The organism is Synechococcus sp. BMK-MC-1, assembly GCF_014279955.1.
Taxonomy (GTDB): domain Bacteria; phylum Cyanobacteriota; class Cyanobacteriia; order PCC-6307; family Cyanobiaceae; genus Synechococcus_C.
This window is the reverse complement of the sequence record NZ_CP047939.1, coordinates 1,920,792-1,945,207: the sequence shown is the minus strand read 5'-3', so window position 1 is coordinate 1,945,207 and position 24,416 is coordinate 1,920,792. Positions and strand designations below refer to the sequence as shown.

Here is a 24,416-nt window from a genome sequence, read left to right as displayed (position 1 = left end):
TCAATCCCCCTTGGCAGCCAGGCCAGGAATCTTGGCGAGCACCTCTTGGAGCTTGAGGTAGTTCACTTTCACACCATCGTCGAGATCGAGCTCGATGCGCTGCTGAGCAAGGGGCATGAGAGCGTCTTGCTCCCAGGCCTGGCATTCCTTGAGCACTTTGGTGATCTTTTCGGCTTCCTTACGGGCTGCGGTTTGTTCACGCTTGGGCAAGGCATCGTTGTTTTGATCCCGCTCCAGTTGCTCTTGCCGGGCCTCCAACTTCTGCAGATAGGGGCGGAAGTAGTTGTTGAGCACCTGGTTGAGGGTGTCCTTGGTGTAGCGGTGCAGGTAGATCAGGCAGGCGAAGCCTTTCTTGGGGCTCTGCACCATCCAGTAGATGGGCCGTTTCTTGTAGGTCTGTAGGTGATCCTTGTAGAACTCGCTACAGAAGTATTTGCGGATGTCTTTGCCGAGGGACTCCTCGATGAAGCGCAGGTTTTCTCCGACGCTGCTCTCAGGGAAGGTGACTTTGAGGAACTCACGGGTACGGGCCACGATGTCGTCTTCAAACCATTCACCATCGAGCACTGGGATGATGGCATCGGCATCAGGTTTGAATTGAATTTCGCTAATTGACTTGCCGATTTTTGCTTCATAGGCCGTGAGCTGCTCTTCTTGATTGCTGCGTGAATCGGCAAGAATCAACCCAGGATGATCCAGGCTGTAGCGGCCCATCATGCAGCCGGTGGCGTAGGACAGAAGTTCTGCCATGGAGTCGCGTTGGAAGCGATCCAACTTCTCTTCTTCTCTGCTATCACCTCCATAGCGATAGAAAGGATTGGCTGTAAGAGTGATTTGTTCAATCGGGACATCGGGATTAAGCTCGTCTGATAATCCATATGCATCGATCAATAGGCGATTATTTTTCTCCTCAATGTGCTTCATCTTGGAGATTACTTCGCGGTTCTCGGTGATCCAGGCGATGTAGCTGGATTCAAGAGTGGAAGTGGGTTCGCTGGAGGCCGCCGTCAGGAGGGGCAGAGACTGGAAGTCCCAGGAGCGTTCGTAGGCATCCCAGTCCTTTTTGCTCGCTTCAACAAGTCGATAAACTGTCTCCGAAAGGCGATCTTCAATTGATGTGAGGTTTTTATGCAATGGCAGCGCCAAAATGTTTTCTACCTGGTAGTTCAATGTTGGATTTGAAGCGTCTAGCATCTTCTTGCCAAGACCAGAACACATAAGAGCGAGAATTCCGGTGTGCTCTCTTTTTGAATTTGGAAATGCGCTTGAGCCTGCCACGTCCCAAACAAACCCGTTGGGACAATGTCTTGCAGCAAAGAACGAGGAGCTAATGAATGTCCAAGTGACACATTCCTTTAAGTAGTAGTCGGAATTTTGCGTCCTGGACCGGACCAGATCCCGACCTTGATTTGACCAATTCAAAACAAATTCGTTGTTGCCGTACCACTTCCTAAGGTCGCCACCTTTGTTGTATGGCACCCAGTATTTTGGGGACTTATTTACGTCCTCCATGTCATCAAAGCCGATGGCTAATCCTTCGAATTTAGGTTCATGCCACCGCCTTAGAAAAGTATTGTTATTGCCGGTAATCATGCCTTGAAGGGAATGTGCAGCCGTCCCAAGTAGGCGTGAGCAATCATAAATGCTGCGAAATTCGTCGCTGAGCCAATAGGCCGCAGGACTGCCAGGCAACCTCGAAAACTCATCTTGAGCAACTTCAAAGAACCAACCGCAATTACGATCGAGAACTGCCTCAAGCGTCTTTGGACCCTGGTTCTCCGAACCTCGGAAATCTGACAACCGAATAAAGCAGCTTTTCTCACCTGCAACATGCCCCTTCCGAAGCGTGAATGTACAAATAGGAACGGTTGCGCCTTCAAATCCTGAGTACTCAAGCTGAACTAACGAACTAATTGTTTCCTGTTCGATTAGACGCCTGCGGAGTTGCTCGTGACTTGAGATAAACATCCATACGAATGGTGTCATGAAGCCCAGCCGTCCATGTTTTTTAGTTAACGAAAGATCACGGTCTATGAATGCAGCGAAGAAGTCCTTCTCGTAGCCGACGTAGTGATCATTCAGGTATTTCTTCAGATTTGAAGGTTGATACTTCCCGCCCATGTACGGCGGATTTGCCACCACCGTGTTGTATTGGGTCGCTAGTAACACTGCCTGCTGCAAAAGCGGCTCTAAGTGTTTGACCATCTCCCTCGCAAAGAGGCCTTGGCTTACTGCCTCGCTGAGTTTCCTCAGCGCTGGCAGCTTCGTTTTCATCCTCTCCGGAACCTGGATCAAAGACCCAAATGTCGTTGAGAGTTCGAACAATCGCTTTAATTCTGTGAGGTCATTCAGCTGTAGCCCGTAGTCCGAGAGATTGATCTGCTGGGCAAGTCCTTCTGGATTGAAATCTGTGCTGTCTTGTAATGCAATCACATTGAGCTTGATGTCTCGTTCAAGCAGCCTTCGCTCATCCTCTCGGCCTTTCATCAAGAGGCTGAAAATTGATAGTTGTATTGCTCTTGGATCAATATCAAGCCCAAACAAATTTTTTTCAAGAATCAGTTTTGGCATCTCCCGCAGTTGATAACCCTGCTCCAAATAAATTGCTTTAAAGATTTCATAGGCTTCCACCAGGATGTGACCCGATCCACAGGCCGGATCCATCAAGGTGAGCTCTTCTGGATTCAGGCTCGTTGGTGTGATTTCAGCCAGCTTTGCTTTCACCTCATCGGTCTGCTCCGCAGGCTCGATGTAGAACTCCATCTGCTGCCGCAGCGGGCTATCGGGATAGGTGGCCAGCCATTGAGCGCCAATGGTGTTTTGCACCATGTACTTCACGATCCAATTCGGCGTGAAGAGTTGAGTTGCTGCAGGGATATCTTCTGACTTGACGACTTTGCCGATGACTTCGTCTTTCTTTTCGGAGATATAGAACTGATAAAGCCAGCCGATGATTTCGACGTCGTCGCAATCTGAATCGGAGATCGAGATGCGGAAGTTGCCAGCGATCGATCCTTCCGTCAGCAGATCATCAGGAAGCAGCAGTTCAGATGCGTCATCCAAACCTTCAAACAGATCAGGCAGCAGCTGGTGATAACTGCGGCAGGCTGCCAGCACCAACTCCCGGTACACCTCCCCTTGGGCATCACCACCGGGGATGGCCGTAGGGATCTGGCCATCCAGCAGTTGGTTCAGCCGTTGCTCGCTGGTGAAGGTTTTTAGATCGGCAGGCAAGCTGCCGGAACGCATCAGCTTCAGCAGTTCCGGCTGGGTTTCACTGCCATCGGCTGGCATCAACACCTTGCAGCCAAAGGGGTGCCATCCCTTGGCATCCAAATAACGCAGTGCGCAAAGGCGGTTGAACCAGGTGTAAGCCACCTGCTCCAGCAGTTGTTCCCGGCTTTTCTCTTGCTCTTCTCGCAGTTCAGCAATCTGCTTGGCGTAGGTGCTGAGCGTGTCGGGTGTTTGGCTGTTGAGCAGGAGATCCAACTTGCGGCCCACCGCTTCCATCAGCTGCCGACGCATGGCCGGAGCGAAGGTTTTGAGAGCAGCGGTGTTAACGGCCATGGCAGCGATCGAGTCAGATGTGGGGATATGGAATGAACGGCTTGAGGCTTAAAGGCTGATGCGGTGGCCTTGATTGAGCTCCGCTTCTGCGGCTTGCTTCAAAGCACTGAGCCATTGCTCCAGATCCGCGCTGTTGGTGATCTCGCTGAGGTTGCAATTGGGAGTCAAGCTCGAGGCCGGTACCCATTTGATCGCTGGTTTGTCTGTGCCGCCAGGAAGAGTAGGCGGCGCTTTGAAACGTGCAATGGTTGCCAACTGCTTGGGTTTGTCGGTGTCCCGATAGCGGTTCAAGCGCAACGTCACTGCACTTGGTTTCGTCGCGCTTTGCAGGTCAGCCTTGGCGGCAGCGCAGGCTTGCAACACCTGGCCTTGTTGCTCAGAAGTGAGCGCTTGGAAGTCTTTACCCGCCTTGAGTTGGTTTTCCTGTTGAGTGAGTGAGGCTTCAGCGGCTTCCCGGGCCTGTTGCAGTCGCTCCTGGAGCTGTTGCTCCAGGGCGGTTTGCGCGTTGTTGGCCTTGGGGATCAGGCCACCGGCATAGGGTGTTGAACTTGCCAGCAACTCGGTGATTGGTTGCAGCTGCTCAGCTGGCAGGCTGCTGAATTCATCGCTGTAGCGGGCCGCAAAGGCTTTCACCCCGTCGTACACCCTCTTCTGGTTGCCGTTGAGGAATAGCTTCAGCGGTGTGAGCGTCTCTTCTTCTGCATCCAGCCAGTCTTCTTTGAAGTCGTCGAGCTGGGTGAGCAGATAACTGTTCTCCTTTTCGGCCATCGCTTTGGCCTTCTTGGCCCAAGGCTTCACGGCATCAAGGAAGGGATAGATCTCTGCCTGTGCCGCCATGGTGTTGAGATCTTGTAGTTCATCCTTCATTGCGCAGCGGAAGGCCTCACAGGTGCTGCGGGCCTCAGTGCCGCTGCTCTCTTTGCCGAACAGCTCACGGTGGAATTGCTTGAGGGCATTGATCTGGCTCGGGTCGTAGGCCTCCTGCTTGCGGATGGTCACGTCACCCAGCCTGCGGCTGTTGCACAGGGATTCGATCACTTCCCGATCGCTAAGAAGTTGCTTCTCCCGCAGCTCTAACTTGCTAAGCCGGTGTAGGCGAGCGATGAAGGTGAGCGTGGCCCACTGGCTCCAGCCGTAGGGACGCCGTTCAAACCTGCGCACCAACGATTCGGCGCTGAGCCGTTCACCACTGTTTTGGTTGCGGAATACCTCGGTGAGCACTTCGTCCTCTGCTTCTGAGAGTTGAATCGCTGAGCCTTCGAGTAGATCGTCCTGATCGCCGATCACCTTGGTGATACTGCCTTCGTTGAAGACACCGCGGATCATTTTTAAATTCGGATAGGCCGAACGAATCAGCTTCTGGTAGGCCTTGCTGAATCGTGCTTTCGGCTCCCCCTCGCCAACGGAGAGGGTTTGCCCGTTCAAAATCAATTGGGCAGTGCGTAATTGCTCTTTGACGATGCCTTCAAGTGCACTGCGCCGCTCAGTGTTCTGCCGGGCACGGGCAGCCAAGATCGACTCCAGCAGCTCATCGTCGCTGCCGCTGTTCTTTTTGATGTAAAGATCAGTTTTGAGAAAGCTACGAAGTTGACTGAGCAGGCTGTCTTGATCGGGGAGGATCGCCATCAGTTCCACCCCGCCCATGTTGCGTCCGATCAGCACAGGTTCATTGCCATAGTTCTCGTGCTCAGGAGTAATCAGATTGATAGAAATGTCTGCGTCTTTGCGTGAGACCAGTCCATCATCAATTTTGTGCGAAATGGGGTAGTCGTTGTTGTTGTCTTCAAAGCGCACCTTGCCCGTCGCACCCAGCACGTCGTCAAAGACAATCGCGTTTAACTGCTTGAGCACCTGGGAGTCACCCACCTCCTCCCGTTTGATCTCCTGCTCCACATCTTTTTCCTTGTCGGTGAGGAACTCGTAGACCTCGCCGTTGCGTTGCAGATAGCTCTGGCGCTCAAGGTTGATCAGCGCGTCTTTGATCCCTTGCTCATGGATGCGGATGTCGAAGTTGGGCTGATTGATCAGCAGGATCGCAATGTTGCGCGGCGTGCTCTTGAACTGCGGCACCCACTTGATCAGGAATAGAGCTTTGAGGATTCGCAGCTCCAGGTCCGTGACCTGGTTCTGGGCGGTCGCCATCGTCTGCTTTTTGTCGGCGCGGATGACTCCTTCGATGCCGTCGTACAGCTGGTCAAAGCTGGCCAATCTCCCCACCGGCAGTTCCTTGATTGTCTTGGCCACGTCTTGGAACACCGCGAGCATCGAGCGTTCCCCGACGGATTGGCTTCGGCCTTCAAAAATGCTGTGGGACGCCAGGCTCTGGATCGCTTCCTGGAAGAGAGCCAATTGGTAGGGATGGAAGGGGTAGAGCCCGCAGAAGCTTTGGCAATCATTCCAGCCCTTCAGCTGGCGTGAGTCCTCGCTGAACCGGAACAGAGTTTTGAAGTTCTCTTGTTCCTGCTCGTAGATCTCAATCAGTTGCTCGGGTTCGTTCGGCTTTTTCGCCAGCAGCCTCCGTTGGATCACCTCCTGCACATCGGCACTAGCGAGTGACAGCTTGGTTTTGAAACGGCCCTGAATTTTGCTGAGGTCGTCAGCCTGCTCAATCTTCACCTGACCGAGCACTCCTTCCAGATCGGCCTGGGAGGTGATGAACACCGTGGCCCGGCCGTCTGTGGCGGTGGCCAGGCTCTCAACCACTGTTTGCAGGTTGAGCAAGCGGCTACGTTCCTGGCCGATGAACTGGCCGGCCTCATCCACAAAGAAGTTGAGCCGGAAACCGTCTTCCTGCTGATCGAGATACTCCCGCACTCGCTTGGCAAAGCCTTCAATTGAAAGGCGGTAGTTCTTTTTGGCGTCGTTGATCACTGTGATCGCGTCGTCTTCGCTGCCGCCGAAGTGCTCGGCGTAGGCCTTGGCGAACTTGCGCTTGGTCACCGTGGCGACGGCATCGCGGTCGTCACTCCACTGGCGGTTATTGACTTGTGCGTAGGTCTGCTGGAACGGCTCGAACTCGCCCCGGGTGGCCATGTCGTGCTCGAGCTGAGCCACATAGCCCTGGTTGCCGTAATAGCCCTGCAGCTCATTGAGCACCTTCATGAACACCTCCAGCACAGGGGCCTCGTGGGTGCCACCGATGCCGTCGTATTTCTGATCGATGTTGAACAGCAGGCTGCGCGATGGAATCGCAGTGGCTTTCTTCAGATCGGCGCGCAGGATCTCGTCGTCAACCTTGGGCAGCAGGATGTCTGCAGGCCGTTGGTCCTCCACCTGCTTCTCGCTGTCGAGCATCAGCGAGAGCATCTTCAGCAGGTGCGACTTGCCAGAGCCGAAGAAGCCTGAGATCCAGACGCCATTGGCGGTGGGGTTGTGCAGGTAGGCCTCGCTGAACACATTCAGCCCCTTCGCTACCTCGCGGGTGATGACGTATTCATCCAGTTCAATCTTCAGATTGCGAATGTCATCGGCTTTGATCACGCCATCAATTGGCCGATCAACGGGCTTCTCGAACAGCTCTTGGATGGTTGTTGCGGTCATGGGTTTTGGCTGCCGAAGTAGTCGAGGTTGGTGGCGCGGTAGTGGGGGTTTTCGATCTTGCTGAGCGTGCTGGTGCCAAACAGCCGCAAGTAGGAGCCGCCATCGGCATCTTGTTTGTATTCGCCGGGGAAGAAAATCACCACTGGGTGGCGCACCATCGCCGGTTGCAGGGCCTCAAGGATGGTGTGAGTGCGCAGGAAGGGATAGACCCGGCCTGAGCCGGTGATCAGGCTCACTTGGCTGTCGTCGCCAAGAGCCTCCATCAACTTCGGCACCAGAGCGCTGGTGGGTTCAGCCACGTTTTGAAGGGTGTCAAACAGATCGCTCTTGCTCCATTCGGGCTCTTCCTCCAACACAACATCCAGATAACCCTTGGCGTCGAGCAACTCCAACACCAGCTCGAACAGATCCACGTGCTTCACCCGGATGCCCTGTTGGCGCAGCACCTGCTCTGTGCCCTGGACCACCCGCCGCAGTTCATCGTCATCAGCGGGGTTGTAGGTCTGGATGAAGATCGGCACTTCCTTGGCGACGCCGCGCATCTCCAGGAATTCCGGCCGCAGCAAGATGTCTTGCAGGCGTTGATCGAGGCCTTTGATGCTGTTGCTCATCGCCTTGCCCTCCGCTGCTTCGGCTTCAGCAAAAACCCGGCCCGCAGATCCGGATCGTTGTCAAGCAGAGCCAGGGCTTGCGGGCTGAGGCTTGGGCGTTGCACCGTGCCGAGTTGGCCGGAGCGGTTGGCTTTACCCTCCAGCAATCCCGCTTCCCGCAGCATCGATAGAACAGTGGAGCGCACCTTCTTCTGGGAGCTCACCGACAGAGCCTGAAGTTCTGGATGCAGCTGCTCGGAGGCCTCATAAAACCCAGTCATGTCAGACCGTCTGAGCAAGGCATCACTGCCTTCCAGTTTGTCCAGCAAGAGATCCCGCGTCAGCTCCACGGTGAGCTGAATGCGCTTCAGCACTGCCAGCCACGCCATGGCCAGGCGGTCATCGCTGGATCCCTCAGCCAAAAGCTTGAGTTGCTCATCGTTGAGCAGTTGCAGCCGCTGGCGCAATTCGGTTTCCAGCCGTTTGGCGCTGGCGAGCGAGCGGGTTTGCAGTGCATTGCGCTCCAGTACTAAGGCACGCGTTTCTTTCCAGTTGCCGGTTTCGGCATGGATACGAGCCATCACTGCGGCAAGCTCTGGCTTGAGGCCGGCGGCGGTGAAGCTCAGGCAGTACCTTCCTGCCTCACGCACCGCCTTCACCATTGCCCTCCACCCCACCAATGGTGCCCAGTTTGGCAGTGGTGGATGGAGTGAAACACACTTGGTTCCGATGATGCAGGGGCTTTTCACAGTCTTGGATGAAGCGGTGCCCCGTTCTGTATCTTTTGAATGGAAGAGATGACCTTCTCGTAGGACGAGTGAACGTGCTCACTCGTCCTCAAGTTCTTGATGATTTGACACCAGGCGAGCACAGGCTCAGCTTCAGCCATGTGCTCCCCCTGTTACACATCAGAAGCGATAGCGAGCCCCCAGGCGTGCCCCCCAGCTGCTGAGCGGGTCGTAGGACACATCATCAACTGTGAAACCAGCAGTGCCTTGATAAGTCGCCTCAACAAAAACATCTGTTTTTTTGCTGGCCAGATAGCTGATTCCCAGCTTCCCTTGATAACCAAAAACACCCTGATTCCCAGCATTCTGTTTGACACTGGTTCCTAAGGCGTTAACGCCGTAGCTTCCCCAGGAAACATTGGTATAACCAATGCCACCGCCGAGATAGGGTGAGACTCGGCCTTTGGTGGGAATGTCGACATAGGTGGATACCATCACGGAATTGGTATTCACGTCGCCGCTGCTGATGGATGAAGTGATTTCCTGGCCTAGAGCTTTAACCTTCAGGCGATCGAGTGATGCATTGTTGTAGAGATAAGTGAGCTCTGTCCTTACATTGCCGAAGTCATATCCAGCACCGATCTCTCCAGCAAAGCCGACACCCAGGCTGTATTCACCCTTCACATCAATATCCAACACTGTGCTCTTGCCGGTGACATCCTGAGGCCATGCAGCCCCGACTCCGGCCGTGGCATAAAAGCCTTTGTCCTGCTCCGCTTGAGCAGGTTGCTCTTCTGCTTCTTGCGCATGGGCCATCGGCATGGCAGCACAAAAGAGCATTGCTCCGGCGAGAGATGATCTCTGCAGAAGCTGGGTAACAGAAGACATGGCCGGAATTGTTCAATCACAACCAGCTCATCAAAGGCCAGTGCAATGCACCACAGTGCATGGATCGATCGCTTAATTGCCCCTGGATTTTCTGGATGCTGATTCAGAATCTGCATCAAATTCTTGTTGTCGGCCGCTGAGTTTGTTGCGCAGCTCCTCCAGTTGGGGATGGCTTCGCCAGACCGTCTCGAGTGCGACAAGCCAGACCTGGTCTTGAACCGCTTTGGGCCAAGGCCGCCAGTACCAACCGTTTAGGGCATGCTCAAGCTGATCAGCCCACGCAGCGGTGGCGGCAACGGGAACCTGCACGTCCTCTAGCCACTTCGCCCAGCTGCCGGCAGCATGGCAGCTTTTCGGGGCGTAACGACATCGCCATTGTGTCTGCCGCACCATGGCACCAAGTCCTGGCGCGAGGCTGTCTGTTGGAACAGCAATGGGGCTCCAACGCTTCAGGACGTCTGGCTGGGTCGGCGGACAGAGCAACCCCAATGCCGACGCCCCCACTGGCAACAAGGCAAAAGCGCCCCATACCGTGATCGGTTGATCTGATGGCAAGGGTTCTGGGCAGATCAGATCGAGATCGAAACCACTGATCAGCACCAGGTCGAGAACATGGGCTTGCAGCAGGATCCGCCAGCTCATGTCATGGCGCAACTGAAAAGGATGTCTGACTACAGCGTTGAAGGCCGGCAAAACTGCCTCAACCCAGGGGCAACTGCCCAGTCGCCAGGATCCCGCCATCAAGCGGTGATGTTGCGCGGCTTGGCGTAGCAACTGCAGACAGGCACTGGATCCATGGCGCAGGGCCCCGGGAGCGCGGTTGCTTGTGGATGCCACCAAGCCCAGATCATGAATCAGCCGCCTGCTGTGGCGGCTCACGGTTGGCTGTGAGAGGTGCAGCGCCTCTGCAGCAGCCATGGTGCTGCCAGCCAATTCCACAAAGTCGAGAATTTGAATCGGGCGCAACACGTCGGGGACGCGATAAGTGGCCTGAGACCGGCCCATGAATGAACAGCACACCTGGATGCGATCAGGTTTTCCCGCGAAGCCCCGAAACGGGCCATTGTTCGTGCGAAAGAGTGGAAAGCGATTTGAGCTTCCCGATGTCGCCGCTGCGCTGCCACCTGCTGATCGGACAGCCTGCTAGCGGCAAGACCACTCTTGCCCAGGCCCTGGCGCCCCTGCTCACCTCTCCGGGTGAACCACCGGCGCAGGTGCTCTCCACCGATGCCATCCGTGCTGAGGTGTTTGGTGATGCTGCAGTTCAGGGCCCATGGGTCGACATTCAGCAGCGACTGCATCAGCGCATCCAGGAGTGCGTGACCGCTGGTGTTCCGGTGATCGTCGATGCCACCCATGCCCGCCGTGCCTGGCGGCTGGCGATGACCCAGGCGTTGTCTTTGCCCACCCCAGTGGAATGGATTGGTTGGTGGCTTTACACCGATCTCCCCACGTCATTGGCCTGGAATGCCCGGCGTGAGCGTGTGGTGCCTGTGCCAGTGGTTCAGGAAATGGCTGCTGCACTGGCTGACCCGCATTTCGGGCCCTCACGTTCTGAAGGGTTCGCTGCGATTTGTGCTGTGGTGCCCAACCACCATGACGACCTGGTGCCTGTGTTGCAGGCTGAATTGAGCGGCCTTGATCACCGCATTCGCTCCGCCATTAACCGCGAGCGAAAAGTGCAACGGCATGGCTACTCCCAGCTGCTCGATCTCGAACGGCTGCTGTACCTAATCCGTCTGTTGAGCATTTGGCCGGATCTGACGGCAACCGATCCCACCAGTACTGAGCAGCTGGAGGCCATCCTTTCGCCACTTCCCCAGGGGGATTTGGCTGATCGGGCGGCCGCTTTCCTGGGTGCCATGCATGGAGCCTGTTTTGCCGATGCCACTGCCATCCGCAATGACTTGCTTTGGATGGAAGCCAATGGTTTTTGCCGTGCGATTCCCAGCACGGAAGCCATTCAGTTGGCACCCGCCTCGTTGGATCACGGTCCCATCCATGGCGGGCTGCCGCCGATGGGTGATGGCCCGGTTTTCGTGCGGGTGATGACACTGTTGCGCCATTTGTTGCAGGTGCCCTTTGACCGGCCAGCCGAGCGCGGTAGCGGCCTCCATCAACACCTGGTCAGCGCTGTTGAAACGATTCCCGGTGCCTACCTGCCGGGCGAGACAGCGACCCTTCGCAAGGACCTCGAGAAAATTCTCACTCCGTATGGCTTCCGAAAACGCAACGACAATGTGCGCCATGGGTACTGCCTGGGGAGTGCCGTGCTCTCACCAGCGCGGTTGCAAGAGGTCCACAACGTGGTGCATCAGGCGGCGTCCCGCTTGGCGGATCCATCAGCCCAGGACCTGCTGGCCGAATTAGACGAACGCCTCTCCTGGGCTGGAATCAGCACCACCGACCTCCCGCCGGTGCGCAGTTTTGCTCGCCATACGGTGGTCGATACCCAGCTGGTGCGCCGTGATTCGCTCGCTGCTCCCCATCGCGCGGAGTTAATCGAGGCAGCGATCGTGGCTCACCGCCGCGTGCTGCTGCAGCGTTATCCCGGTGTGGGACGGTTTGACGAAAGCCCTGCTGGAGAGCTGTGCATCTGGCCATTGCAGCTGATTTTTCACAACGTAGGTTGGTATCTGCTTTACGAAGAAGACAACATTGGCCGTGAACATGGATTGATTCGCAGTGAAAGACTTGACCGCCTTTCCGTGATTCGTGCTGATCGAGACCTTCGCCGTAGTCGTGAACAGCATGCCGCTGCTATCCAAAGATTGGAGCGATTGCTGCATCACAGCGGTGGCATTTTCTTTGGAAGTGATTTGGATCGGCAGCTGGCTGTAGCCAGTCACTCAAGCCAAAAACGTATCGAGGCATTGGTCACCCTCAGGTTTTGTTGCAACGAGTGGTCGTTTGCATTCATCCGTGAGGGGCTGAATCGCTATCCGATCGAGCACACACGTTTTTCAAAACCGCTCCCTGAGGACAGCTGGTGGTATCACCCCAAAGCGCCACACGTGCTGGAACCCGGCTCTGCTGACTCCACGCATCCATATCCGGTAGAGCTGGACTTGCCGCATTGGACTGTGGCTTCCGATATCGATTTGCGCAGCTGGTTGTTTGCCTTTGGGGGTGGTATCCGCATTGAGCAACCCGACAGCCTGAGGAAAGAGCTTGTACAACGCTGCAGAGAAGCAATTGCTGTGAACGAAGAACAGAAGCTGCAGCGAAATTCAGGATCTCTGAATCCGTTCTCTTCCGGTCGGCTTCGCAGAGACTGAAGTCACTGGTTGACAAGTTTCAGCCTTGTTAGCCGTTCTCGACGTGGGAGCGACGCTCAACCCACAGCAGCATTTGCCAGCAGTCGATTCAGGTTCACGCCCGCATCAAAGGCGGCGCGGTGCAGCTCCTGACGTTGCTCTGCATCGAGGCCGTCCCAGAAGGCATGGAGCAGATCCACTGAGGCCTTGCCCAGGCCAACGAACCCAAGCAGGGCAAGGGGAATGCCGAGCCAGGGAAAGACCAACAGGACGACGCTGAGCACCAGGCTGACGACCGCACCATGTTTGGCCGACTCCCAGACGCTTGAGGCAATCGCCTGCACCTGGGTCTGCCGGTCGATCGCGCCTTGCTTGCGCAGCGCTTCTGTGCGCAGTGCCGTGAGCAGAGCTTGATAGATCGCGTAAACCGCGACACCGCCGAGGGTGGATTCACCGATGAATTCGCGGCCACTCCAGGCACCACCATTGGCATTGATGTCAACGGCAGCCAGGCCCGCTGCCGGCGCCACTTCCCAACGGGCCTTGGGAATCCGGTAGGGATCAATCTCGCGGCTCATGCTCAAGAACGCGAATGGAGCTGAATTCCATTTTGCTCCCGCCAACGTGGTTGTGGCCAGTCGCCTTCAGGGCTTGATGTCGGTGGCCTCGAGCCGTTCCAGCAGCAGGTCGAGCTTGCGGTCCTGGCGCTCCAGCTGGTGCAGGAAGCCAGCACTGATCAGCGCCAGGATCACCAGCCAGACCGCTGAGGTGAATCTCACCCACTGCAGGATCGATTGCTGAGGCAGGCCAGCTCGAACTGGACTGTGGGAGGAGGTTGAACGGTCGTTGCTGAGCACCAGTTCGAGGACCCGATCCGCTGTCACGGGCACCAGAGCGGAGCAGGCCTCAGCGTCCTGGACCTGCTCAGCCAACAACTCCCGGCAACGTTGCAAGCCACCTCCGGCCCAGAACAGCCCCCAGACCCGGTTGTCGAGTTGCAGCGCCACCCAGCGGTGTGGCCGGGCGTCATTGCGGATCAGCTGCGCTGCTTTGGCCAGGCTCCAGCTGCGGCCCTGCGCCACAGAAGGAGCGGCGTGCAGCAGCAGGCGCCCGTGGGGATCGCGGCTGTAACCCGTCGCCACTTCCAGGGAAAAGACATCGACGATCTGCACCCGGCCATGCAGACGTGGGTGGGCCTTGGCCTGGGAGGTGCCTGCCTTCAGTCGGGCTGTTGCAGGCGACCAGAAGACCATCGCCTCGCGCACCTGGCAGATGCAGGCCTCGGTGAGCAGATTCACAGGCATGGATCAGAGCGCTCCCAGGGCTGCATCAAGGCCCTCCACCACTTTGGAGAAGAAGACCAGATCGAGGCTGTCCACCGTGTCGCTCATGCGGTGGTAATGCGGATTGCGCATAAACGAAGTGTCCGTGACCATGAGGGCGTTGTAGCCCTGATCCCAGAAGGGGCTGTGATCACTGAGTCGCACATCAGGGATGGCCCGCCCGGCGTTGGGAACCGGCAGCACCTTGGTGGTGACATGACGCCCCAGCCGCTGCGCCAACCCCGGCAGCATCAGCCCGGCGCCGGTATTGGCCACAAGGGCAATGAAATCGCCGGTGTTGCCATAGACCGCTCGCATCGCCTCATGGGGATAGTTCTGCTCGTCGGCGGTGTAGGCAAGCATCTCGAGGCTCACCATCAGCTTGAGCTGTTGCCGTTCTGCGCGGAGCTGCGCTGCCAGGGCCTCACTGCCGAGCATCCCCCATTCCTCCTGATCAAAGGCGACCAGCCATACCGGCCGGCGTGGTGGGGTCTTGGCCCAGCGCCTGGCGAGCTCCAGCAGGGCCGCAATGCCACTGGCGTTGTCGTCCGCTCCGGGAGAGTGCAGCGGGCCGTCGTAATGGGCGCCCACCAGCAATGGTTCAAGATTCGGGTCTTGTCCCGGCAGGCGCAGGATCAGGTTCACACCATCACCGGCGCTGTTGGTGTGGAACCGATGCTCCTCGAGTTCTCCAAGTGCACCGAGCCTTTCCCGCAGGAGCTCCCGCACGCTCATCAGCCCCAGGGGATTCCAGTGGACATGGCGAGGGATCGCGATCTGATGGAGATCAGCCAGGAGGCGTTGCTGGAGTTCAGAGCGCATCGGAGCCCTCCTGGTTGCGCAGCTTGCGGCTGCGGGCACGGTTGAAGGCCTGGGTGCCCATCACCTTGCGCGCCAGCGACACCTTGTTGGACGAGATCAGATCGAGCAGTTCATGCAACAGCTGGCGCTCTTTCTCAACCTCCGGGCTGGCTTCCGCCATCTCCAGGCTGCACAGCGCTGCTTCCACCGAGCCTCGTGTGGAGAAGAGATCACCCTGATCAATCCCTTCCATCGCCCGTTGGCGTTGCCGCCCGGCCTCCTGGAGGAGCACCTCGCGCTGCACCTCGGGATCGCTGGCGAGCTGCTCCCAGGTCAAGGGATCCACCACCGGTAACCGCAGCAACGCTTGCAGCTGGTCCGGCTCACCATCGGTCGTGAACCACCGGGCTTCCACCTGCAATAGCTCTCTCACAGCCCCCGCCGCTGCTGCGACGGTTGGAGCGATCCGCAGTTGCAGCGCCAGCGTGGGTGTTGTGCCGGCCTGCAGGGAACCCAGGGGGATCCAGCCATCGGCGGTGGGGTCGATCGGGTTGTAGAGCCGCTCGACTGCCACGCCTTCTGCCAGGCCCACCCGCAGGCGCAGGTCACGGCCGAGGGTGAGGTTCAGGCCCTCCAGCTCCGCCTGGAAGATCGCCTCCAGTTGCTGCGGAGCGGTGAGGTGCACCAGGTTGCCGCCACCTGCTTCTGCCATGGCGATGAGCAACCGCTCCTCGTAGTCCTCCCCCAAGCCGATGCAGCTGGTGCTGATGGCGCTCTCTTGGGCTGTTCCGACCCAGGGAGCCACCTCAGAACGGCGGCACAGGCCGACATTCGCCTGGCCATCGGTGAGCAACAGCACCCGTTTCTGGTTGTGTTGGAGCTCTTCCGCCTGCAGCAGCGACTCCATGCCAGCGCCCCAGCCGTCAAACAGTGCGGTCTGACCGCCGGAGCGGATGCGGCCGATGCGGGTGATGGCCTCCTCACTCGGTGGGCTGAGGGGCACCACGGTGCGCACCTCTGAGTCAAAGCTGATCACGCAGATGCGATCGGCCGGCGTGAGTTGACGCACGAGCTGCTGCGCCGCAGCGCAGGCGGCCTTGAGCTTGGCGCCGGCCATCGAGGCGGAGCGATCGATCACCACCGACAGAGCAACCGGCTGGCGCTCGCTGCGGGTCGCCACCAGGGGCGGGGCGTTGAGTCTCAGCAGCACATTCAGGCGGCAGCCGCCTTGGCTGATGGCTGGGCGCTCGGGGTGAGTGCTCAGAACAGGGATCGATGGGCTGGTTTCCATGGCGCAAGTTCTCGCGTGGTCTGCAGCCACTGTTTCCTGCGCGGCGGGTTTTCGGAGCTGTTCTCCTGCGAAGAACGACTAAGGCATTCAGCCCGACCCGCGACAGACTGAGAGGCCGCTGCGCCACGCCGCTGTGCTGCTGAACTTCTTTGATGTCGATACAGCGACGGGAGAGCGCAGCGTTGAACTCCAGGTGGGTGACTACCCCCAGTTGGGGCTCCAGAGCGATCTGTTGGTGGTATCAGCGTTTCAGGGGCACTACGCGCCGGTGCCTCGCACCTTGCTCGGACGGTTACATGAGGCCTATGGGCTCACGCTGTCTGAGCTCGACGTTGCCCTGGACCTGCGCTCAAGCCCCCTAAAGGCATGGGTGAGTGCTCCGCTGGACCTGGGTGATCAGGCGCCTCCAAGCCGGTTCAAACGGATTGCAGTAGTGGAAGGCGCCATCGAGTGGCAGGAGGGCGATCTGGTGCCATGGCCGCCGTTCAACCGACTGTTCTCGCTGTTGGCACTCTTGCCCATGCGGGGCATTTCCTGCGCCACGGTGGCTTCACCGTTGTTGGGGAGCGGCAACCAAGGCATTGATGCGCTCTCCCACATGCCGGAGCTGCTCGAGGCCTATCGCGAGGCTTTTCGCCATCTGCCAGATCTTGAGCAGTTGATTCTGTTCGACAAAACCGATCGCCATCTCAGTGTTCTGGGTGAGGCAATTGATTCCGCGCTGGCGCGCGTGGATGCGCAGGACTTGCGAATTCCCTTGCCATCAGACTTGCCTGGGTTGGAGCGGTTGAACGGTTTGCTGCGGGATCGCGTTGATTCACGAAAGGAGCATTCCAGTGTGCTCGCCCATGATCTCAGCGAACTTTTGGATATCCTGAAGGGCGAGCAGATCGCCCCCATCGCCCTGGGTATTCATGCTCGCCGAGTGGTGGAGCAATTGGTCTTGTTCAGCCTACGTGATGAGCCTGATCACCACCGCCTGAATCTCAATAGAGGCATTCGCCTTCTCTCTCAGCGCGGCGCCGATCGTTGGCTGATCAGCTGCTTGCATCAAGTGCGCTGTTTTGGTAACTGGATGGGGCATCCACAGCGCGAAGGCCAGCAACGGCACATTCAGCTGGTCGATGTACTGGCTGTGTTGTCCGCCCTGCAGCGTGTACTGGAGGACTATCCATGGCTGATCGACGCTTGAATGTATCAATTCAGATTTGCAGCCAGTGGCCGCAAACGTTTGTCATGCAGCAAGCGGATGGGAAGCCCGGGAATCGGCGAGATCTGCATGTCGTTGTGGTGTTGCATCTGCTCAAGTTGCCTGTCATCGGCGTGACACACCCAGCCATCGAGGAGTTCCATTCGAATCAACTCCACCGGGTCATCGCCAGGCCTCATTGCGGTCACGGGAATCCATTGCGCCCAGTGCTGGGTCGCCACGACTGGCGCCAGCGCCGGTGCACCGCTGACCCGCAGGACGCCACAGCTATGGCGATGGCCATTGACGCCACGCCGCAGGTCTTGCAACCAGCTCGCATCCCCGAAGCGACTGCCCAGAGGCCTGTGCCGGCAGCGCTCCAGCCCGAGCTCCCGCGCCAAGGCGCTGTAGCGACGGCTGACGGTGGATTGCGACAGGTTCAGCAACTTGCCTGCCGACGTGGTGCTGCCGGTCAGCTCCAGCAGATCCACAAGCACCAGATCCAGGAGTGCGCCCGGAATCCGGTACTGCACTTGCTCTGCGTCTCGGCCCATCACACCCTCCCTGAACAGGCCTCAGTGTTCGGGATTCCTCTGGTGAACGGGTTGCAGCTCCTGCGAACGACAACCTGAGCCACCATGGCGATGTCGTCGTTCGCGCGAGTGACTTTCCTTCTGGTCTGACTCCAGTCAGGATGCCCGGATGACTGAAGCACCCCTGCGCTGTCACCTGCTGATCGGCGCTCCCGGCAGTGGCAAAACAACAATGGCCCATCAGTTGGCGCCGCTGTTGCCTGCAGAGGACGGCACAACAGCGCTGGTGCTCTCCACCGATGCGATCCGCGCTGAACTGTTCGGTGACGCGGCGGTGCAGGGGCCCTGGGATGAGGTACGCGCGCTGATGTTGCAGCGCCTTCAATCGGCGATTGATGCGGGCAATCCGGTGATCATTGATGCCACCCATGCCCGCAGGCCCTGGCGGTTGCTTTACACCCAGGCCCTGCGCTTCAGCAGGCCCGTGGAGTGGATCGGCTGGTGGTTCACCACACCGCTTGACACCTGTCTGAAGTGGGCGCAAACGCGTGAGCGACCGGTGCCAGCTTCGGTGATCCGTGATTTTCACGCCGCCATCACCCACAAACAGTTCGGCCCCCACCGGGCGGAGGGATTCGCCACGGTGGTGAAACTCAACCCCGCTGCCGGTGAAAGCCAACCTGAGGCTCTGGCCACCCGGTTGCGCGGTCTGGATGGCTCCATCCGCAATGCCTTGAATCGCGATCAGGCCAAAACCCCGTATCTGCATCGCTATTCGCGCTTACTCGACCTGGAACGCCTGCTGTTCCTGCTGCGATTGCTGACGCAGTTCAACGGTCTGGATCGGCAGGATTCGGCCACTGTTTTAGCGATGGAACAGATCTGCAATCCGCTGCCGAGTGGCGATGTGGCGGAGTTGGCCGCTGCGCTGCTGAGCCGGTGGGATCAGGTGCATGGCGGCAACAGCGAGGTGTATGGCGATGTGGAGGCGATTCGAGCCGATCTCGACTGGCTAGAAGCCAATGGCTTCACGCGTCTGGATTGGAGCAGCAACGCAGCGATTGAGCTCGGGCCGGAGGGACCGATTCAAGACAGCTCCTGCCATGGCGGTGTTCCCGCCCTGGCGGACCGCCGCGCTTTCATTCGCGTCTTCACGTTGTTGCGCCATGTGTTGAAGGAGCCGTTCGATGCGCCGACTGATGCCGAGACAACTGGTGATTCGGGCTCGCTGTACCAGCATCTGATCGACCGCCTCAGCGACATCGAGGGCAGCTACGGCCCCGACCCCAGCCAGCAATCGGTGTTGCGCAAAGACCTTCAGGGTTTACTGCGGCCCTATGGCTTCAGTCCGGAGATCAAGGGGCGGCCCGACAGCCTGCGCAGCGGCTATGCCATCGGCACGGCGTTGCTCTCAGCCGATCAGTTGCTGGAGATCCATGTCCTGCTGTCGGCGTCGATGGAACGCCTCAGTGATGCCTCCACCAAACCACTGTTGACCACACTGGAACTGCGGTTGCGCCGGGCGGGCCTGCTCGATGGGGGCATGCAGGCGAGGCGTGAACCGAAGCGGGCATTGGCGCACCGCTCCGCCACGGAAGCCCGGCCCGGCACCCTGGCGGGAAGTGAGCAGAGCCAGCGCCTGGAGCGGGCGATCCACCAACGTCGCTGCGTCTGGCTGCGGCATGAACCGGATCAACCCAGCGCCGAGCAGCGCCAACGCGGAGACGACGGTCGCTTCCGCGCTTGGCCGCTGCAGTTGCTGTTTCACAACATCAGTTGGTATCTGGCGTTTGAGACCGAGTCACCGGGACACCCCCAGGGCTTGATCCGGATGTTGCGCCTGGATCGTCTGGTGCTGCTTGGCGAAGACGGCAATCTCCGGCGCAGTCAGGAGCAGGATCACCGTGCAGCGATGGAGCGCATGCAGCGCTTGCTGCATCTCTGCGGGGGGTTGTATTTCGGTGATGACATCCAGGCGCAGATGGCGCTGATGGAACCCCGCGATGGCCTGATGGCTGGAGGCCTGGAGGTGTACGAACGGCTGCGTTTTTCCTGCACAGCGAAGGTGTTCCGCCTGATTCGTGAGGAACCGCATCGCTTTCCCCTGGAGCACACCAGCTACTCGTTGCCCTTGCCCGGCCAAAACGATTGGGAGAGAGGCCGCCTGGATCGGCTGAAGCCCAATGCTGCCACTGACAGCCACCCCTACCCGGTGGAACTGGTTCTACCGCGCTGGACCGTGCAGGAGGACTGGGACTTGCGCAATTGGCTCTTCCGCTGGGGGGCAGGCCTACGCATTGAAGCCCCGATTGCGCTGCGCGAGCTGCACCAGCAGATGGCGCGGGATGTGGTGGGGAAGTACGCCGAAGGCGAGGCTTTCGCCAGGCGGTGATTGAAGCCAGCTGGGCTGCAACCTGGAGAGGAGTGACAACATTCGCTCTGGCGGAACTTCTTTGGTCATCCCCCGCCTGAGCGGTCGACGCTTCCGTGGCCCCCACGGTGCAATCGCCGATGCATTGTTTTGACCCCAACAACCTAAAGGCCATGGGCACTCATGCTGCTGAGGTATGCAGGATTTGCATGGATGCGTGAGACGAGCTTGGGCCGTCGTTCGCGCGACAAGCGCAGCACCTACCGATCGTGCCGTTGAAGCTGGGTGCATCCCGATCAAGCACCGATGAGCCAGCCCGATTCCTCCAACGGTCGCTACCGCTTCCAGGGCCAGCAGCCCATGGATCCCAACGCCGATGTGCACCCTGAGATGCTCTCCTCCGCGGCGATGGAGCCGCTGAATGCCGACATCCCCAATAGCCCTGAGGATTTGATCGCCATGCAAGACACGCCGCCGAGGCCGAACCGGCCGGAAAAGCCCGAACGCAAGCGCAGCGAAAAAGTGACGCAGGTGTTGGATCTGATCAAGAGCCTCAGCACCAGCCCTGCCGATGATCAGGCGATCGCCCTGTCGCTGCTCAACAAACTGGAGGACTTCCACGATCAGGTTGTCAGCGAGCTGGCTGAGGACGAGGACGCCAAGCACACCCAGCTCGTCAGCTGGGCCGTGGATGCGGACCGGCTGTACCAGGCCCGTCTGCTGCTCCAGAACGTGGAGATGGGCTGATTGCTATTATCAGATGCCCTCTATCTTTCCTCAAGCATGGATGCTGATGTTAAAAAGTCGATCTCTAGTAAGCCAGCTTCTTTTGGCGAAAAGGATATCAAAGAGATAACTGTCGGCGAGATTATGGATTCTGAAAGGTTTCAGGAAGAATATGAGAAATGGAGAATTGATACGATTGTTCGAGGAAAGCGACGGTGTTTAGAGGAGGACTAATAGAGATGCATGAACGAGGTGCGAGTGAGTTGGTGTGCTTCTTGCGCAATCACCGCCCGACATTATTGATCTCACGTCTTATTATGCGGTTTTGATGACTTCGCAGAGTTGCTTACCGTTTCTGTCGCCAAAGCCCGGTCCTGTCGCCATGGGACACGAATAGGAATCGCTTTTCTTGATAGTATTTATGTTTTTATGAGCTATACTAAGAAGGTTGCTTCACCTACAATGTTATGGCATATAGCGCCATCAAGCCGGTAGGTCAGCTTCAGCCAGGTGTGTATTGGGTTGGAGATCTATCCTATGTAATCGAAGACTTTTTTGATCAGGGTCTTTACGGTCTTGAAGGGGTGCATAAAACCAAGGATTCATATCAACTCGCTATTTATAGTAAAATGTATGGAGATGGCATCTTTGCTGATAGCGATGGTAATTCCTATGCAGTGGATGTCGCCAACATTGGCTGTGTCCCCGTCGATGCCATCGATGAGATCTCGGATCTTGGATATATCGTTCGTTTCACTGCCCCCTTCGCCTGTCGCTGGATTGAGGATGGGGGATTTATCTGTTTTGGCGACCTATCGATCAAGACCGATCCTCTTAGTGATGCAGAGTACTCAGAGTCCTTAAATCATCAAGAGGTACCCAGTGGCGGGAACAGTTTTGAAAAAACTGATGATTTATTCATCCGCACCAGCGGGGTGCACATCAAGCTGGATCCCAGTGAGCTGATGAACCTGATTTTGAGAAATGAAGACGAGGTGGATACTGATACTCAACTCATGATGCGAGAGATTGCTAGCTACATCGAATTAAGCGATCTTCTTGACTATTCAGATTCCAGCCCTCAGGACCAGAGATTCGTCATATGGATGTTTCACATCGTGTGTCACTCAGGCCAGGAAGAATTCACCGAATATTTCCGAGGTTATTACGGCACGCCAGACAACGAGGTCCATGTCACGCATTTAGTGGAAGGGAAAACACGGATGGAGTTGTATGCATTCCTTGAGAAACTTGACTGGGACAGAATCTTTTCGATCTGTAGGATGCATTGTGATGTTGATAGCGTTAGCAGAATCTTCCAATCCTGGGCAGGGCTTGATTATGCGGCAGAGAGGGCCAGATATACAGTGGAGGCTTGGGACAGAGCTTGTAGATGGCCGATGGTGGACGGGAAGTATCTTCCGAGTGAGTGAGCCCTTTATTGATCACTTTACTGCTAAATGAATGCCACCTCTTACGCTAGATGCTACCCCTTTGAGCCTAGCTTGAAGAGTAGATGCCAATCGAGTCTGTCATTAACCTCCAAGCCGTCGTTGTAGCACCAATACTCATCAAGGTGCTTTTCGATGAACTTCCACCCAGGTATCCTGATGTTTTCTGAACTCACAGGAAATCCAGTCGTGACATTAAGGCTGATAACGCTTTTAGCGTTTAGTAGCTTTTCTACAATCTTGGGATCTATTAGCTGAGTGCCATTCGCTTTTCGTTCCCAAATATCATTATGAGTCGGCCGATATCCCGCAACTACGGAGCCGTAGTTGCGTGGGAGGAACATATTTATTTTGGGGTCTAGGCTCTCAGAGATTCTGGCATAGATACATCCTGCCAAACAGGCCATGAGTAGACGCGGATGGGCGTCATCGCTGAGGTAAGATATATCGGCATCCGTCATAGAAAATGCCTGCACAAGCTCATCTGAGCAGCTCTTTGGTGTGCCATAGGATTCTCTAGATAGTACTGTATACGCGAAGCTTGGGCTTCCTTTTGTGCGATCATTGAAGGATCTGAGATCTGATATCAATTGACCGCTGACTCCGTCCCTGCTGGCGATGAAGAATAATGGCAGGTCCAATGTTTCTACTCGCTTGAAATATGCAGTTAACTTGAATGTGCTAGTGGCTTCTTCTGAGGCAAGATGCAGTAGCTGCGGATAGTGGTCTCTGATAGCTGTGATACTTGTAAATTCATTGATGCCATTTGACATTTTTACGTTAATCCCAAAGTCGTACTCAATCTCTTCGTTGGCTTTCCGAATAGCTTCCTGAAACTGTTTAACTTGTGGTCGTCCACTTACGCGGCCGCAATACCCACACTCGATAGCCAGACAATCTTGGCTCATCCCTGCTCCAAGCTCATCGACGAGCCGTAGAAGTCTATGATTGATCAAGTTTTGTGTTTTCATGAGAAGAATAAGTTCAGTTTTAACGCTAATGCGACTATTCCAAGGAAGCTTCGGCAACCACGGATCACAACTCCTCGAACTTAACGCGCAGCGCTGCTGCAGCGTCGAGCAGTTCTCTGTTTTCCTAATCCGGGCACTCGACCCGCCTCGTTCTTCTTTCTCGAGCGCATCGGGTTGCTCGCCTTCTGAGAAGAGCTGATCGATCAACCTCCAGAGGTCGATCTTGATGCAAAAGTCGATCGCCTGCGGGCTTTTCAGCCCTTCCACCGAGGGGTAGCGGCTACTGCGGATGCGTCTTTCGAGCAGCTCCAGCTTCAGCGATCACCCGGATCATCGCTACTCCATCCAAGCTCACCCGCCTCGGCTCAGGGGGCCCGGGATGATTGGGCGCTGGTGGGCGGAGCAGCAGGGACGCTTGCTCGCCAGTTGGTTTCAGTAGAAATTGGTTCGTCTTGGACTGGTGCCACCTTCCGTCCTTCGCACGAGAGCTGACTTCAGGCCAGGCGTTCCAGCCAATCATGTGCTCATCCGTTGATGATTCATGAGCACCACCACCAAAGACGCCGCCGCCGCCCGCCGCCAGCAACTCGCCGCCCAGCTCCTCCGCGGTGAGGAGGTGATGGTTACTCAGCAAGGTGCCATCCGCCCGCTGAATGAGCGCGGCAGTAACGAGGTGGCGATCACCGTGCCGCAAGGCAAGCTCGCCGCCGCATCTCTCTACTGGTACCAGCGGGATCCGGAGCTGTTTCAGGCTGAGCTGCAGGCGATGAGCCACTTTTTTCCTCAGTTCCGGCCGGATCGCCTGCCAGATGGCCGGATGAGCTGGCTTGGTTCGCTGGCAAGCGACATCCCCGGCAGCCGTCGCATCTGGCACCTGCAGCTGGTGTACGACCATGACCATCCCCATGGGGATGATTACGGCGGCTCGATCACTGTGGTTCCGATTGAGCCCAACCTTGCTGAACTGCGGGAGCAGATCGGGGAACCCATCCCCCACACCCTCCGCCATGGAGGCGATGGATCGCTGAGCATCTGCACCGTGGCGACCGATGCCTTTCGCCATGGCCGGGATCACAGCAGCACTGCCGCCAGCGCACTGGCCTGGGCCTCCAAGTGGATAGCCGCATTTGAGTTGTGGATGCTCGGGGAGCTGAGCACGGATCAATTTGCTGGTCACCGCATCTGAGCAAA

Annotated in this window: 18 protein-coding genes; 6 read left to right on the top strand and 12 right to left on the bottom strand. The window is 57.4% G+C overall.

What is annotated here, in order from left to right; all coding sequences use genetic code 11:
- The 6 genes from pglX to SynBMKMC1_RS10985 form a co-directional block, all read right to left on the bottom strand.
- Window positions 1-3,567: a BREX-1 system adenine-specific DNA-methyltransferase PglX gene (gene pglX, locus SynBMKMC1_RS11010; RefSeq protein WP_186471765.1), complete on the bottom strand. Its 3,567-nt coding sequence runs from the start codon at window positions 3,565-3,567 to the stop codon at window positions 1-3.
- Window positions 3,568-3,615: 48 nt separating this feature from the next.
- Window positions 3,616-7,107: a BREX system P-loop protein BrxC gene (brxC, locus tag SynBMKMC1_RS11005; RefSeq protein WP_186471764.1), complete on the bottom strand. Its 3,492-nt coding sequence runs from the start codon at window positions 7,105-7,107 to the stop codon at window positions 3,616-3,618.
- A complete protein-coding gene (locus SynBMKMC1_RS11000; RefSeq protein WP_186471763.1) occupies window positions 7,104-7,718 on the bottom strand; it encodes a DUF1788 domain-containing protein in 615 nt (204 codons plus the stop codon). Before SynBMKMC1_RS11000 ends, brxC begins: the two co-directional genes overlap by 4 nt.
- The gene (locus tag SynBMKMC1_RS10995) at window positions 7,715-8,359 is read right to left on the bottom strand and encodes a BrxA family protein (RefSeq protein WP_186471762.1); all 645 of its coding nucleotides are present in this window, start codon (window positions 8,357-8,359) and stop codon (window positions 7,715-7,717) included. Before SynBMKMC1_RS10995 ends, SynBMKMC1_RS11000 begins: the two co-directional genes overlap by 4 nt.
- Window positions 8,360-8,605: 246 nt before the next feature.
- Window positions 8,606-9,313: an outer membrane protein gene (locus SynBMKMC1_RS10990; RefSeq protein ID WP_186471761.1), complete on the bottom strand. Its 708-nt coding sequence runs from the start codon at window positions 9,311-9,313 to the stop codon at window positions 8,606-8,608.
- A gap of 72 nt (window positions 9,314-9,385) precedes the next feature.
- Complete coding sequence (locus SynBMKMC1_RS10985; protein WP_186471760.1) at window positions 9,386-10,318, bottom strand: hypothetical protein; 933 nt, start codon at window positions 10,316-10,318, stop codon at window positions 9,386-9,388.
- 98 nt (window positions 10,319-10,416) lie between these two features.
- Here SynBMKMC1_RS10985 and SynBMKMC1_RS10980 point away from each other — a divergent pair, with 98 nt between their 5' ends.
- Window positions 10,417-12,591, top strand: a complete 2,175-nt coding sequence (locus SynBMKMC1_RS10980) for an AAA family ATPase (RefSeq protein ID WP_186471759.1) — start codon at window positions 10,417-10,419, stop codon at window positions 12,589-12,591.
- 56 nt (window positions 12,592-12,647) lie between these two features.
- Here SynBMKMC1_RS10980 and SynBMKMC1_RS10975 read toward each other — a convergent pair whose 3' ends face one another.
- From SynBMKMC1_RS10975 to SynBMKMC1_RS10960, 4 genes are all read right to left on the bottom strand, one after another.
- A complete protein-coding gene (locus SynBMKMC1_RS10975) occupies window positions 12,648-13,148 on the bottom strand; it encodes a hypothetical protein (RefSeq protein WP_186471758.1) in 501 nt (166 codons plus the stop codon).
- 66 nt (window positions 13,149-13,214) lie between these two features.
- Window positions 13,215-13,874, bottom strand: coding sequence for a hypothetical protein (locus SynBMKMC1_RS10970; RefSeq protein WP_186471757.1), 660 nt, complete (start codon window positions 13,872-13,874; stop codon window positions 13,215-13,217).
- Window positions 13,875-13,877: 3 nt separating this feature from the next.
- On the bottom strand, window positions 13,878-14,714 hold the full coding sequence (locus SynBMKMC1_RS10965; RefSeq protein WP_186471756.1) for a M20/M25/M40 family metallo-hydrolase: 837 nt from the start codon (window positions 14,712-14,714) through the stop codon (window positions 13,878-13,880).
- A complete protein-coding gene (locus SynBMKMC1_RS10960) occupies window positions 14,704-15,984 on the bottom strand; it encodes a VWA domain-containing protein (RefSeq protein WP_186471755.1) in 1,281 nt (426 codons plus the stop codon). The genes SynBMKMC1_RS10965 and SynBMKMC1_RS10960 overlap by 11 nt, the downstream gene beginning before the upstream one ends.
- 133 nt (window positions 15,985-16,117) lie before the next feature.
- Here SynBMKMC1_RS10960 and SynBMKMC1_RS10955 point away from each other — a divergent pair, with 133 nt between their 5' ends.
- On the top strand, window positions 16,118-17,176 hold the full coding sequence (locus tag SynBMKMC1_RS10955; RefSeq protein ID WP_186471754.1) for a hypothetical protein: 1,059 nt from the start codon (window positions 16,118-16,120) through the stop codon (window positions 17,174-17,176).
- Between the two features lie 5 nt (window positions 17,177-17,181).
- On the opposite strand, the gene SynBMKMC1_RS10950 is transcribed toward SynBMKMC1_RS10955, so the two are convergent.
- On the bottom strand, window positions 17,182-17,727 hold the full coding sequence (locus SynBMKMC1_RS10950) for a LysR family transcriptional regulator (protein ID WP_186471753.1): 546 nt from the start codon (window positions 17,725-17,727) through the stop codon (window positions 17,182-17,184).
- Between the two features lie 148 nt (window positions 17,728-17,875).
- Between SynBMKMC1_RS10950 and SynBMKMC1_RS10945 the strand changes: the two genes are divergently transcribed.
- The 3 genes from SynBMKMC1_RS10945 to SynBMKMC1_RS10935 all read left to right on the top strand — a co-directional run bounded on the left by SynBMKMC1_RS10945 (window position 17,876) and on the right by SynBMKMC1_RS10935 (window position 22,236).
- Window positions 17,876-20,098, top strand: coding sequence for an AAA family ATPase (locus tag SynBMKMC1_RS10945; RefSeq protein WP_186471752.1), 2,223 nt, complete (start codon window positions 17,876-17,878; stop codon window positions 20,096-20,098).
- A gap of 285 nt (window positions 20,099-20,383) precedes the next feature.
- Window positions 20,384-20,824: a hypothetical protein gene (locus SynBMKMC1_RS10940; protein WP_186471751.1), complete on the top strand. Its 441-nt coding sequence runs from the start codon at window positions 20,384-20,386 to the stop codon at window positions 20,822-20,824.
- A 446-nt stretch (window positions 20,825-21,270) separates the two neighbouring features.
- Window positions 21,271-22,236, top strand: coding sequence for a hypothetical protein (locus SynBMKMC1_RS10935; RefSeq protein WP_186471750.1), 966 nt, complete (start codon window positions 21,271-21,273; stop codon window positions 22,234-22,236).
- Window positions 22,237-22,289: 53 nt separating this feature from the next.
- Here the strand turns inward: SynBMKMC1_RS10935 and SynBMKMC1_RS10930 are convergent, their stop codons facing one another.
- Complete coding sequence (locus SynBMKMC1_RS10930) at window positions 22,290-23,492, bottom strand: hypothetical protein (RefSeq protein WP_186471749.1); 1,203 nt, start codon at window positions 23,490-23,492, stop codon at window positions 22,290-22,292.
- A 274-nt stretch (window positions 23,493-23,766) separates the two neighbouring features.
- On the opposite strand from SynBMKMC1_RS10930, the gene SynBMKMC1_RS10925 reads away from it, so the two are divergent.
- Complete coding sequence (locus SynBMKMC1_RS10925) at window positions 23,767-24,411, top strand: hypothetical protein (protein ID WP_186471748.1); 645 nt, start codon at window positions 23,767-23,769, stop codon at window positions 24,409-24,411.
- The last annotated feature ends 5 nt before the right edge of the window (window positions 24,412-24,416 follow it).